This is a genomic window from Streptomyces sp. WY228 (assembly GCF_019287315.1).
GTDB lineage: Bacteria > Actinomycetota > Actinomycetes > Streptomycetales > Streptomycetaceae > Streptomyces > Streptomyces caviscabies.
In genome coordinates, this window is the sequence record NZ_CP079114.1 from 5968667 (window position 1) to 5981321 (window position 12655).

General features: G+C 72.1%; 10 protein-coding genes. 2 read left to right on the forward strand and 8 right to left on the reverse strand.

What is annotated here, in order from left to right:
• Window position 1: 1 nt before the first annotated feature.
• On the reverse strand, window positions 2-1096 hold the full coding sequence (locus KV381_RS26250; RefSeq protein ID WP_193462488.1) for an LLM class flavin-dependent oxidoreductase: 1095 nt from the start codon (window positions 1094-1096) through the stop codon (window positions 2-4).
• 211 nt (window positions 1097-1307) lie between these two features.
• Here KV381_RS26250 and KV381_RS26255 point away from each other — a divergent pair, with 211 nt between their 5' ends.
• Window positions 1308-1637 (forward strand): hypothetical protein, encoded by a 330-nt coding sequence (locus tag KV381_RS26255; RefSeq protein ID WP_030079288.1) that lies wholly within the window; start codon window positions 1308-1310, stop codon window positions 1635-1637.
• Between the two features lie 8 nt (window positions 1638-1645).
• Here the strand turns inward: KV381_RS26255 and KV381_RS26260 are convergent, their stop codons facing one another.
• The 7 genes from KV381_RS26260 to mce all read right to left on the reverse strand — a co-directional run bounded on the left by KV381_RS26260 (window position 1646) and on the right by mce (window position 11292).
• Window positions 1646-2497 (reverse strand): ABC transporter permease subunit, encoded by an 852-nt coding sequence (locus KV381_RS26260; protein WP_030079287.1) that lies wholly within the window; start codon window positions 2495-2497, stop codon window positions 1646-1648.
• A complete protein-coding gene (locus KV381_RS26265; RefSeq protein ID WP_030626300.1) occupies window positions 2494-3639 on the reverse strand; it encodes an ABC transporter ATP-binding protein in 1146 nt (381 codons plus the stop codon). The genes KV381_RS26260 and KV381_RS26265 overlap by 4 nt, the downstream gene beginning before the upstream one ends.
• 139 nt (window positions 3640-3778) lie before the next feature.
• On the reverse strand, window positions 3779-4558 hold the full coding sequence (locus tag KV381_RS26270) for an ABC transporter permease (protein ID WP_030079283.1): 780 nt from the start codon (window positions 4556-4558) through the stop codon (window positions 3779-3781).
• A 5-nt stretch (window positions 4559-4563) separates the two neighbouring features.
• Window positions 4564-5559, reverse strand: a complete 996-nt coding sequence (locus KV381_RS26275) for an ABC transporter ATP-binding protein (RefSeq protein WP_030079280.1) — start codon at window positions 5557-5559, stop codon at window positions 4564-4566.
• 88 nt (window positions 5560-5647) lie between these two features.
• The gene (locus tag KV381_RS26280; protein WP_030079278.1) at window positions 5648-6586 is read right to left on the reverse strand and encodes a cellulose-binding protein; all 939 of its coding nucleotides are present in this window, start codon (window positions 6584-6586) and stop codon (window positions 5648-5650) included.
• Between the two features lie 184 nt (window positions 6587-6770).
• Window positions 6771-10664: a polarized growth protein Scy gene (scy, locus tag KV381_RS26285; RefSeq protein WP_218786553.1), complete on the reverse strand. Its 3894-nt coding sequence runs from the start codon at window positions 10662-10664 to the stop codon at window positions 6771-6773.
• A 199-nt stretch (window positions 10665-10863) separates the two neighbouring features.
• A complete protein-coding gene (mce, locus tag KV381_RS26290; protein WP_030079275.1) occupies window positions 10864-11292 on the reverse strand; it encodes a methylmalonyl-CoA epimerase in 429 nt (142 codons plus the stop codon).
• Window positions 11293-11467: 175 nt separating this feature from the next.
• Between mce and KV381_RS26295 the strand changes: the two genes are divergently transcribed.
• Entirely contained in the window at window positions 11468-12643 is a 1176-nt protein-coding gene (locus tag KV381_RS26295) for an acetyl-CoA C-acetyltransferase (protein ID WP_181008075.1), read from the forward strand.
• Window positions 12644-12655 lie beyond the last annotated feature (12 nt).

Here is a 12655-nt window from a genome sequence, read left to right on the forward strand (position 1 = left end):
GTCAGGTGAGCAGCGGCAGCACATCGGCGCCCAGCCGCCGCACGTTCTCCTCGGTCGCCGCGAGATCGCCCGTCCCCTCCACCAGCAGGGCGAAGCGCGTGATCCCGGTCCGCTCGGCGGTGGCCGCGAGCCGGTCGGCGGCCAGCTGCGGCGGGCCCACCGGATGCAGTCCGCACAGCAGTTCCGTGTACGCGACCGGATCCCGCATCACGCGGTGCCTGCCGTCGACCGTGACATGGGCGTCGAGCCCCTGGCGCAGCCAGCCGGGCATCGCCTTCACCAGCATCTCCGTGGCGTCCCGGGCGCCGTCCGCGATCTGGGCCACCCCGGCGGACACATGTGCGGCCCCCTCCACCACCTCGGGCGGATGGCCGGCCTCCCGGGCCGCCGTACGCCACAGGGCGACCATCTCCGCCTTCTCCTCGTCCCCGCAGTGCATGCCGAGCAGCATCGGGAGCGCCTGCCGGGCCGCCAGCCGCACGCTCTTCGGCGAGGTGCACGCCACGACGACCTCGGGCCCCGAAGCGCCCGGAACCGAAGCGCCCGGCCCCGAAGCGCCCGGCCCCGAAGCGCCCGGAACCGCGTCGGCCGGCCCCTCCAGCAGCTCGTCCGCGCGCGGCACCACCGCCACCTCGCGGAAGCCGAACCGCTCGCCGCGCCCCGCGACGCGCGCCTCCCGCAGCCAGTCGAGCACCAGGCCGAGCGCCTCGGGGAAGCCGTTCTCGTACGCGTCGAGACCGCCGCCGAAGACCTCCAGGTCCACCCACGGACCGCCCCGGCCCACCCCGAGCGAGAAGCGTCCACCGCTGGTCAGATGCAGCAGTGCGGCCTGCTCGGCGAGCGCGACCGGGTGGTGGTTGGGCAGCACGCTGACCGCGGTGCCGACCCGGATTCTGCGGGTGCGGCCCAGCAGCAGCGCGGCCAGCGTCGTCGCCGACGGGCAGACTCCGTACGGCACGAAGTGGTGCTCGGCCAGCCAGACCGAGTCGAGCCCGCTCTCCTCCGCGGCCTCGGTGGACCGGACGGCCCGGTGCAGGGCCTCACCCGGTCCCTGTCCCGGGAACTGGGCTGCCAGAACGAACGTTCCGATGCGCATCGCCTATTGCCTCCTTGCGGCCGACGCGTTCTCCCCCACTGGCAACAACGTCTGACACGTGCCAAAGGCACGGTCCACGGAGAAGTTGTTGCGATTTTCCGCTAACTCATTCCACTGCCGGATCGGACCGCCCGGGCACCCGACGACCACCCCCGACGCCAGGCTCTAGGCTTGGACGCACCGTGCCCGATCCGCCCCCGTGAGGTGTCCCGTGTCCCCGCGCCGTAACCGCCCCCGTGGCGGCGAGAGTCCCGACGAACGCCCCGGCACGGCGCCCGGCAGATACGGCGGGGGAGGGGGCACCGAGAGCTGGCAGGGCGAGGAGTGGTCGGTGCGCCCGGTCAGCGGCGCGAGCGCCCAGGGCAAGCGGTACCGCTGCCCCGGCTGCGACCAGGAGATCCCCTCCGGCGTCCCGCATCTGGTCGCCTGGCCCGAGTACGGCGGAATCGACGACCGCAGGCACTGGCACAAGGCGTGCTGGAACGCGAAGGACCGCCGCACCACCCGGGTGCAGCGGTCCCGTAACGCCCCGCGCCACTGAGGCCCCTCTCAGACGTCGCGCCGGTTCAGTATCGCGAGCGCCCCGGCCAGCGCCACGGCGGCCAGGCCCGCCATCAGCACCGGCGATCCCCAGGCGGACGGGCCGGAATCGGTCATCGTCGCGCCGTACAGCGCGCTGAGCTGGTTGGGGATCGAGTACTCGACCAGGAAGCGCTGAAGGCCCCGCAGAGCGTCGGCGAACATGAACAGCGCGAGGACCAGCGGCAGCAGCACCACGCCGATCATGATGGTGATCGCGCCCGCCGAGTGCCGCACGATCGCGCCGACCCCGAGCGACAGCAGGCCGAGAGCCGCGATGTAGAACCCGACGCCGAGCGTGGCGTACATCCACTGGCCGGCCGACGCGGCGACGGTGCCGCTCAGGATCATGGTCTGGAACACCGCCACGACCGTGGCGGTCACCGTCGTGATGACGAAGGTCAGCAGGAAGAAGACGACCGCCTTCGCCGCGAGCACCCGGCCCCGGCTCGGACAGGCCGTCAGCGTCGTACGGATCATGCCGGTGCTGTACTCGGAGCCGATGGTCAGCACCCCGAGCGTGATCACGCAGATCGAGCCCAGCAGCACCCCGAAGAAGCCGAGCCCCAGCGCGGGCTCGCCCGACAGGCCGGCGTCGTTCACCGCGAGCAGCAGCGCGGTGCCGAACCCGATCGTCAGCATCAGCGCGACCATCACGCCGAGCGTCCAGACCGTGGCGCGTACGGAACGGATCTTGGTCCACTCCGAGGCGACCGCGTCGCCGAGGGTGGCGGGCCGGATCGGGATCGGCGACTCGTAGGAGACCGGCGGGCCGGCTTCCGGCGCCTGCTCGTCAGCCTGCGGGGTGGCCGGCGTCGTCATCTGAGGTCCTTGCTGGTCTGCTCCCCGGCCGGGACGGCGGAGGAGGGCTCGGCGGCGGGTACGGGAGCGGGCCCGGCGTCCCGGTCCCGGTGGACGGGCGGCGGCGGGGCGTACCAGCCCTCCTGCGGCACCTCCACCGGCTCCGGGGGCGCCAGGTCCTCGCCGCCGAGGACCTGGCCGTACGCGTCCAGGGGCGGCGGCTCCACGAGGCCCGCCTTGGCGTCGTCCGTCGAGCGGTAGTCCACCAGGCCCTGCGTCAGCCGCATGTACGCCTCCTCCAGCGAGGCCTGGTGCGGCGACAGCTCCCAGAGCCGTACGTCGCACGCGTGGGCCAGATCGCTGATCCGCGGCAGCGGCAGCCCGGTGACCCGCAGCGCCCCGCCCGGCTCCGACAGCACCCGGCCGCCCGCCTCGATGAGCGTGGCCGTCAGCTTCTTCCGCTCCACGGCGTCGTCGTCCGGCACCCGGACCCGGGCGAAGTCGGCGGAGTTGGCGGAGATGAAGTCCGTGACGCTCATGTCGGAGAGCAGCCGGCCGCGCCCGATCACGATCAGATGGTCGGCGGTCAGGGCCATCTCGCTCATCAGATGGGACGAGACGAAGACCGTGCGCCCCTCGGCGGCCAGCGACTTCATCAGATTGCGGACCCAGTGGATGCCCTCCGGGTCGAGGCCGTTGACCGGCTCGTCGAACAGCAGCACCTGCGGATCGCCCAGCAGCGCCGCCGCGATCCCGAGCCGCTGCCCCATCCCGAGCGAGAAGCCGCTGGAGCGCCGCTTGGCGACGTCCTGGAGGCCGACCACACCCAGCACCTCGTCCACCCGGGCCGCCGGGATGCCAGCCAGCTGGGCCAGGGACAGCAGATGGTTACGGGCGGTGCGCCCGCCGTGCACACCCTTGGCGTCCAGCAGCGCGCCCACCTGGCGCGGGGCGTTCGGCAGGCTGCGGTAGGGGTGGCCGGCGATCGTGACGTGACCCGCGGTGGGGCGGTCCAGGCCGAGGATCATGCGCATGGTCGTGGACTTGCCCGACCCGTTGGGACCGAGGAAGCCGGTGACGGCGCCCGGCCGCACCTGGAAGGAAAGGTCGTCCACGGCCGTCTTCGCGCCGTAGCGCTTGGTCAGGCCGACTGCCTCGATCATTCTCCAGCCCCATCGACTCACTCTGTCGTTCGGGGCTCGGGCCGCCCGGCCGCACACCCCCGTAAGAGTTAGGAGGATAACCAGGCGCCGACGGTTCCGGCCAAGTTGCGCACAGCGCGCGAGCGCGCGGTTACGGGCCCTACGCGTCCCGCTTCTTCAGGACCAGATAGCCGCCGAGCACCGCCGCCAGGACCCAGAGCACCATGATCCCGAGCCCTCCCCACGGACCGTACGGGGCGGGATCGGTGTTCATCGCGTCCGGGACGACCTGCATGATCTTCGAACCGGCCTGGTCCGGGAAGTACCGGGCGACGCTCTTGGCGCCGGGCACCGCCGCGAGGATCTGCGAGACCAGGAAGAAGAACGGCATCAGGATGCCGAGCGACAGCATGGAGCTGCGCAGCATCGCCGCCACGCCCATGGAGAAGATCGCGATCAGCCCCATGTAGAGCCCGCCGCCGACCACCGCGCGCAGAACGTTCTCCGCGCCGATGTCGGTGCCCCGGTGGCCCAGCATCGCCTGGCTCAGGAAGAACGAGACGAAGCTGGTGAGCAGCCCCACGACCAGGGCCAGCACACCGGCCACCGTGATCTTGCTGAGGAGGAAGGTCGCGCGCTGGGGCACCGCCGCCAGTGAGGTGCGGATCATGCCGGAGCTGTACTCCGTACCGACCACCAGCACCCCGAACACGACCATCGCGAGCTGGCCGAGAATCGTCCCGGAGAAGCTGACGAAGGTCGGGTCGAACGTGGCCTGCTCGGCCTCGGAGAGATCGTCGAACGTGGCGTTCAGCAGGGCGCTCAGCGCCGCGCCCATCACCACCGTCACGGCGAACGCGGCGATGAGCGTCCAGATCGTCGAGGAGACCGACCGGATCTTGGTCCACTCCGAGGTGAGAACCGCGGGTACCGATGCCATCGTCGTCACTCGCCCTCGTTGTCGGTGCTGCCCGGCTTGTTCCAGCCCTCGCCCCAGCCTGCGCCCACCGCGGGCGGTTCGGCCGCCGGATCCCGTTCCGAATGAGCGTGGTACTCCACCGAACCGGCGGTCATCTGCATGAACGCCTCCTCCAGCGAGGCCCGCTGGGAACTCAGCTCGTGCAGCACCACCTGGTGCCGGGCCGCCAGTTCGCCCAGCTCCTCGGTGCTCGCGCCGTCGATCTCCAGGACACCGCCCGACGTCTCGACCGGGGTGAAGCCCTCCTGGTGCAGCACGTCGCGCAGCCGCTCCTGCTGCGGGGAGCGCAGCCGGGTGTAGCTGCGCGAGTTCTCGTGGATGAAGTCCGCCATCGAGGTGTCGGCGAGCAGCTTGCCCTGGCCGATCACGATCAAGTGGTCGGCGGTCAGCGCCATTTCGCTCATCAGGTGCGAGGAGACGAAGATGGTCCGGCCCTCGGACGCGAGCGCCTTCATCAGATTGCGGATCCAGTGGATGCCCTCCGGGTCCAGTCCGTTGACCGGCTCGTCGAACATCAGGATCTCGGGATCGCCCAGCAGCGCCGAGGCGATGCCGAGCCGCTGGCCCATGCCGAGCGAGAACCCCTTGGACTTCTTCTTCGCCACCGCGGTCAGCCCGACCATGTCGAGCACCTCGTCGACCCGGCCGCTCGGGATGCGGTTGCTCTGCGCCAGGCACAGCAGGTTGTTGTACGCGCTGCGGCCGCCGTGCATCGCCTTGGCGTCGAGGAGCGCCCCGATGTACTTCAGCGGCTCCTGGAGTTCGCGGTAGTGCTTGCCGTCGATGCGCACCGTGCCGCTGGTCGCGTGGTCGAGATCGAGCATCATCCGCATCGTGGTGGACTTGCCCGCCCCGTTGGGACCGAGAAAGCCGGTCACGATGCCCGGCCTGACCTGAAACGACAGATGATCGACGGCGACCTTGCTGCCGAACCGTTTGGTGAGTCCCTCGAGCTCGATCATGCGCACACGCTAGAACGCCCGAGCGCCCGGCGCCACCACAAGGGCGGAACCGGGCGCACACGGGGGTACGGCTGGGTACTGCGGGGCGTCAGCGGGTCTGCTGGGCCGGGACGCCGCGGGTGGCGGGCTCGTCCTCCACCGGGGTGCCGGCGGCGGCCACGGCGGCGCCGGTCAGCGTCGCCAGCATCTCGCGGACGTTGGTCAGCTGCGCGTTGATCGAGTCGCGGCGGTTGGTGAGCGCCGCCAGCTCGCGCTCGGATTCGCTGCGGATCCGGTCGGCCTTGGCGTTGGCGTCGGCGACGATGTCCTCGGCCTGGCGCTGGGCGGTCTCCACCGTCTGGCGGGCCCGGCGCTCGGCGTCCGTGCGCAGCTTCTCGGCCTCCAGGCGGAGCTGCTCGGCGCGGTGCTCGATCTCGGCGAGACGCTTCTCGGCCTTGGCCTGACGGGACGCGAGGTCGCGCTCCGACTGCTCGCGGCGCTTGGCGAGGTTCGTCTCGAAGTCGGCCGCGGCCTGGGCGGCCTTGGCGCGGGTCTCCTCGAAGAGGGCGTCGGCCTCCTCGCGCTTCTGCTGGGCGTCCTTCTGGGCGTCCGAGCGCAGCGTGTTCGCCTCGCCCTGAGCCTTCTCGACGATCCGGACGCCCTCGTCCTCGGCCTTCGCCTTGCGCTCGGCGGCGAACGACTCGGCGTCGTTGCGCACCTGCTGGGCCGCCGACTCGGCGAGCTCACGGTGCTGCTCGGCCGCGCGACGGGCCTCCTCGCGCAGGTCCTTCGCCTCCTCCTCGGCGAGGCGGAGAATCTTCTCGACACGGGCGCCGAGACCGGCGTACGACGGCTCCGCGTCGTTTACCTGGGCCTGGGCGTTCTGCGTTTCGAGGTGCAGCTCCTCGATGCGCTTTTCCAGAGAGGTGATTCGGGCCAGAGCACTATCACGGTCGGCGACGAGCTTGGTAATGCGGTCGTCCACCTGACCGCGGTCGTAGCCACGGCGCACGAGCTCGAAGCCGAAGGGGGAGGAAGGGTCACTCATGGGGTTCCTGTCGAATGAGACCGGTGAGGTGATAGAGGGAATCCTAGGGGCCATAGCGGCGTGTCAGCGTGCAGATGCCGGTTTGATCTGGAGAATGACACCCCTTTTGAGTGGCTGACCCCCGGAGTGCTTGCCACTCGAAGGGTTGAATGTCCATGGCGAACCACGGCGCACCGCGGATCGGCTACCGCTCGGACGACTTGCCCCCCGATCGGGTCCCCGCCGCCGCCGGGGCCTTGGCGCCCCCCGCGGAACCGCCGGCCGGTTTCCCGCCCCCGGTCGGAGTCTCGAAAGACTCCAACGCTTCGAGCACGTCCTGGACACGGGAGATCTCCGCATTGATGTCCTCGCGCCTGCGCACCAGGACGTCCAGCTCGCGTTTGCCCTCGTCGACCGTGGCCTTCGCCTCGGCCTCGGCGTCGGCGCGCAGCTTCTCCGCCTCGCGGATCAGCTCGGCCTTCTTGGTCTCGGCCTCCTTCAGCAGCGACTCGGCCCGCTTCACCGCGGCGATACGGACCTTGCTCGCCTCCGAATTGGCCTCCGCCATCAGCTCCTTGGCCTTCGCCTCGGCCTCGTCGCGCTGCTCGGTCGCCGCCTTCATCAGGTTGTCGACGCGCTCGCCGGCGGTCTTCATCTGCTCGGACGTCTCCCGGCGGGCCCGCTCGTGCAGCTCCTCGATCTCGCTCTCCAGCCGGGTCCGCAGCTCCTCGGCCCGCTCCCGGATCTGGGTCGCGTCGCGCCGGGCGCCGACCAGCAGTTCGTCCGCGTCGGTCCGGGCGCGCTCCACCAGGGTGTTGCCCTCGACGGTCGCCTCCGAGGTGATCCGCTGGGCCTCCTTGCGGGCCGCGCCGACCATCGTGTCGGACTGCGTCTCGGCCTCGGTGGCCGTACGCAGCGCCTCTTCCCGCGCCTTGTTGATGAGCTGGTCCGCCTGCTCGGCCGCGTCCGCCCGGCGTTTCGCCGCCGCCTCGCGCGCCTCGTCCAGCAGCCGGTCCGCCTCCTGGCGGGCCTGGGCGCGCAGCTCCTCCGCCGCCGACTCCGCCTCCGCGCGCAGCCGTGCCGCCTCCTCGTGGGTGCGGGCCGCGTGCTCCTGCGCGGAGCCCAGCCGTTCGGCCGCCTCACTGCGCAGCCGCTCGGACTCGGCCGCCGCCTCGGCCAGCATCCGGTCCGCCTTCTCGGTGGACTCGGCCCGGCGGCGGTTGGCCTCCGTGGTGGCCTCGACGACGAGCTGCTCGGAGGCCTGGGCCGCCTCGTTGCGGATGCGCTCGCTCTCGGTGGTCGACTCGCCGATCAGCAGGTCCGACTGGGCCGCCGCCTCCGAACGGATCCGGTTGGCGTCCTGCCGGGCCTCGGCACGGGCGCGCGAGGCGTCCTGCTCCGCCGACGCCAGGGCGTCGGACGCCTCGGTGCGCATCCGCTGGCTGTACTCGGAGGTGTCCGCGCGCAGCCGCTCGGACTCGGTGATCGCCTCGGAGACCGTCCGCTCTGCCAGCGCCTTGGCGGCCTCGGCCTCCTCGTGCGCCTCGCGCCGGAGCCGGTCCGCCTCCTCGTTCGCCTCCTGACGCAGGCGTACCGCGTCCTCGGAGGCCCGCTCCCGCTCCGCGTGCGCGTCGGCGCGGACCCGGTCCGCCTCCTCCTGCGCCTCGGTACGGGTGCGCTCCGCGACGTGCTCCGCCGTCGAACGCAGCCCGGCGATCTCCTCCTCGGCCTGCTCCTGCAGACCCGAGACGGAGTCCCGTACCTGCTGGGCGGTCTGCTCGGCCGCCGAGACCAGCTCGGTCGCCCGGGCGTCCGCCTCCTCGACCAGCCGGTCCGCCTCGGCCTGGGCCTCCTCGACCCGCTTGCGGGCGGAGGCGAGCAGCTCCTCGCTCTGCTCGCGGGCCCGCTCGCGCTCCTGCTCCGCCTCGGTACGGGCCCCGTCGAGGATCTCCTCGGCCTCCCGGCGGCGGCGGGTGGCCTCCTCCTTGGCGGCGGCCAGCGCCTCGGCGGCCTCGGCCCCGACCCGCTCGGCGGCGGCCGCGGCCTCGGCGCGCACCCGGTCGGCGCTCTCCTGGGCCTCGGACTTGAGCCGCTCGGCCTCCGCGGCCGCCTCGCTCCGCAGCCGTACGGCGACGTTCTCGCCCTCGGCACGCGACTGCGAGGCGTCGGCGGCGGCCTCGTCGCGCAGCCGCTCGGCCTCCGCCTCGGCCTGCTCGGTCAGCGCCCGCAGCCGCTCGGCGGCCTCGGCGCGCTGCCGCTCCGACTCCTCGTTCGTCTCGCGGCGGATCCGCTCGGCCTCGGTGCGGGCCTCGCCGAGCGCCTCCTCGGCGGCGGCGAGCTTCGCCTCGGCCTCGGTGTGCAGCCGGGTCAGCTCGTCGGCGGCCTCGGCCTGCCGGGCGGCGACACCGCGCTCGGTCTCCGCGCGCAGCTCGGCCGCGGCGCGCTCGGCCGCCTCCGTGACGGCCGCCGCCTGCTCCTCGGCCTCGGCCCGCAGCTCGTCGGCCTCGGTCCGGGTGCGCTCCAGCGTCTCCTCGGCCTGCTTGCGCAGGGTCGCGGCGCGCTCGGCGGCCTCGGCGCGGATCCGCTCGCTCTCGCCGTTCGCCTTGGTGCGCAGCTCGTCCGCGTCGGAGCGGGCCTTGGTCAGCAGCTCCTCGGCGGTGCGGGCGCCCTCCTCCAGCTGCTGGACCGCCTCGCGGCGGGCCTCGCCCCGGATCCGCTCGCCCTCGGCGACCGCCTCGGAGCGCAGCTGCTCGGCCTCGCCGCGCAGCCGGCGGGCCTCCTCCTGGAGCTCGACCGTCTTGGCCCGGTACTCCTTGGTGTCGTCCTTGGCCGCGCCCTTGAGCTCGTCGGCCTGCTCGGCGGCCTCGCCGCGCAGCCGGTCCGCCTCGGCCGCCGCCTCGCGGCGGATCCGCTCGGCCTCCTCGCTCGCCGCCTTCGTGGTCGACTTCGCGTCCTCGGAGGCCTTGGTGAGCACCTCCTCGGCGCTGCGGGCCGCCTTCGCCAGCTGGGCGGCGGCGTCCTCGGCGGCGACCGTACGGGCTTTCTCGCCGGCCTCGGCGACCAGCCGCTCCGCCTCGGCCCGGGCGTCGGCGAGGGCCTGTTCGGCCTCCTCCTTGAGCGCCTCGGTGCTCTGGGTGGCCTCGCCGACCAGCCGGGCGATCTCCGACTTGGCCGTACGGGTGCGCTGTTCGTTCTGCGACTCGGCGGCGGCCAACTGCTTGGCGGCGGCCTCCTTCGCCTCGGCGAGGACCTTCTCGGCCTCCAGGCGGGACTCGCGCAGCCGGGTCTCGGCCTCCGAGAGGCGCTGCTCGGCGGTGCGGTTCAGCTCGGCGGTCTGCTGGCGGGCCTGGTCGGTCTCCGCGGTGGTGCTGGAGCGCAGCTGCTCCGCGTGGCTGGTGGCCTCCTGCGCCTGGGCGGAGGCGGCCCCGAGCAGACGCTCGGCGTCCTTGCGGGCGCGCAGCAGGATCGCTTCGGCTTCGGCCCGGGCGGTCTCGGTCTCCGAGCCGGTCCGCCGACGGGTCTCCTCGGCCAGCCGGGCGGCCTCGTCGCGGGCGGCGGCCAGCGCCTGCTCGGCCTCGGCGCGGGACTCCTCCAGCAGCCGGCGGGCCTGCGACTCGGTGCGGGCGCGCAGCTGTTCGGCCCAGGCGACGTTCTCGTTGACGTGCGACTCGACGGTCTGGCGACGCTCCGCCAGCTCCTGGTCGAGCCGCTGCCTGCGCTGGACGGCCTCGGTGTGCAACTCGGCCTGGAGACGCGCCTGGTGCTCGGCGTGCTCCTGCAGGATCCGCTGCGTCTGGGCCCGGGCCTCGCGCAGCTCGCGCTCGGCGTCGGTGCGCATCTGCTCGGCCTGGATCTGCGCGTTCCGCAGCATCTGCTCGGCCTGGTAGCCGATGTCCGCGCTGTCGTAGGCGGGACGGGTCGCGAGATTGCGCCGGGCCTCGTGCAGCTTGGCACGCAAGACCTCGACCTGGTAACCGAGGTCCTCGGCGTGCTGGACGGCCTTCTCCCGGTCGGTCTTCAGCCGGTCCATCTCGGCTTCGAACCGCGAGAGATGGTCGTCTTCAGCTCGGTGGCTCTCCTGGCGTTCGTAGCCCCGCACTGCGCGGTCCCATCCTTCCCCGAGCTCTCACACTCTTCGAGCAGGGGAGACCCCAACCCTGGTCGCAACTCTGCACACGGGGGCCCGCCGACGAGCGGTCCCCCGGGGAATGGTGACAGACAAACGACGAGGACGCGGTACGGCCCCGACCCGGCCCCGGCCCGGAACCGCCCACTCTACCGGGCCGGGTATGCGGGGGTCAGTGGTCCGCCCTGCTCGTGACCAGTTCGGTGAGGACGCCGTGGCAGTCCTTGGGGTGCAGGAAGGTGATCCGGGACCCCATGGACCCCGTCCTGGGCTCGTCGTACAGCACCCGGACGCCCTTCTCGCGGATGTCCGCGGCGTCCCCGTCCACATCCTCCGTACCGAAGGCGATGTGGTGCACGCCCTCCCCGTTCTTCGCCAGCCACTTGCCCACGGCCGAGTCCTCCCGGGTCGGCTCCAGCAGCTGGAGGTACGAAGCACCGCCGTCCGAGGTCTCGTTGATCTTGAGCATCGCCTCCCGGACGCCCTGCTCCTCGTTGATCTCGGAGTGGAACACCTCGAAACCGTACGTGGCACGGTAGAACTCAACCGTCTTGTCCAGGTCGAAACAGGCGATCCCGATGTGGTCGATTCGCGTCAGCATGGATTCAGCATGGATCGAGCGCCCTGCTCCCGCCATGGTTACGCAACGTGCGCGCCGTCACACCGGTAGCCGGATGACGGGCGCGGGAGGGCTCAGTACATTCAGGTAAACCCTCGTTCACATCCGATCCCAAGGGGCCGTGCCCATGCCAGCAACGACCGGTACCACCACCTCAGTGATCGTCGCGGGCGCCCGGACGCCCATGGGCCGTCTCCTCGGCTCCCTGAAGAGCTTCTCCGCCGCCGAGCTCGGCGGCGTCGCGATCAAGGCCGCCCTGGACCGGGCCGGCATCGGCGGCGACCAGGTCCAGTACGTGATCATGGGCCAGGTGCTCACGGCCGGCGCGGGCCAGATTCCCGCCCGGCAGGCCGCGATCAAGGCCGGCATCCCGATGAACGTCCCCGCGCTCACCGTCAACAAGGTGTGTCTCTCCGGCCTCGACGCCATCGCGCTGGCCGACCAGCTCATCCGCGCCGGGGAGTTCGACGTGGTGGTCGCGGGCGGCCAGGAGTCGATGACCAACGCCCCGCACCTGCTGCCGAAGTCCCGCGAGGGCTACAAGTACGGCGCGATCGAGATGCTGGACTCGATGGCGTACGACGGTCTCACCGACGCGTACGAGAACATCCCGATGGGAGAGTCCACCGAGAAGCACAACGGGCGTCTCGGGCTCGACCGCGCCGCCCAGGACGAGATCGGCGCGCTGTCCCACCAGCGGGCCGCCGCCGCCCAGAAGAACGGCCTCTTCGAGGCGGAGATCACCCCGGTCGAGATCCCGCAGCGCAAGGGCGACCCGGTCCTGTTCGCCAAGGACGAGGGCATCCGCGCCGAGACGACCGTGGAGACCCTCGGCAAGCTGCGCCCCGCCTTCGCCAAGGACGGCACGATCACCGCCGGCACCTCCTCGCAGATCTCCGACGGCGCCGCCGCCGTCGTCGTGATGAGCAAGGCCAGGGCCGAGGAGCTGGGCCTCGACTGGATCGCCGAGATCGGCGCCCACGGAAACGTCGCCGGCCCCGACAACTCCCTCCAGTCGCAGCCGTCCAACGCCATCAAGCACGCCCTGAAGAAGGACGGCCTGACCGTCGACGACCTCGACCTGATCGAGATCAACGAGGCGTTCGCCGCGGTCGCCGTCCAGTCCATGAAGGACCTGGGCGTCACCTCGGACAAGGTCAACGTCAACGGCGGCGCCATCGCGCTCGGCCACCCCATCGGGATGTCCGGCGCCCGGGTCGTCCTGCACCTGGCGCTGGAGCTGAAGCGGCGCGGCGGCGGCACGGGCGCCGCGGCGCTGTGCGGTGGCGGCGGCCAGGGCGACGCGCTGATCATCCGTGTTCCGGGCAAGTAACACCCGTAACGG

Bases quoted from the DNA above. Each gene is read 5' to 3' on its own strand.
- KV381_RS26250 (WP_193462488.1), bottom strand. From the start codon at position 1,096: ATGCGCATCGGAACGTTCGTTCTGGCAGCCCAGTTCCCGGGACAGGGA.
- KV381_RS26260 (WP_030079287.1), bottom strand. From the start codon at position 2,497: ATGACGACGCCGGCCACCCCGCAGGCTGACGAGCAGGCGCCGGAAGCC.
- KV381_RS26265 (WP_030626300.1), bottom strand. From the start codon at position 3,639: ATGATCGAGGCAGTCGGCCTGACCAAGCGCTACGGCGCGAAGACGGCC.
- KV381_RS26270 (WP_030079283.1), bottom strand. From the start codon at position 4,558: ATGGCATCGGTACCCGCGGTTCTCACCTCGGAGTGGACCAAGATCCGG.
- KV381_RS26275 (WP_030079280.1), bottom strand. From the start codon at position 5,559: ATGATCGAGCTCGAGGGACTCACCAAACGGTTCGGCAGCAAGGTCGCC.
- KV381_RS26280 (WP_030079278.1), bottom strand. From the start codon at position 6,586: ATGAGTGACCCTTCCTCCCCCTTCGGCTTCGAGCTCGTGCGCCGTGGC.
- mce (WP_030079275.1), bottom strand. From the start codon at position 11,292: ATGCTGACGCGAATCGACCACATCGGGATCGCCTGTTTCGACCTGGAC.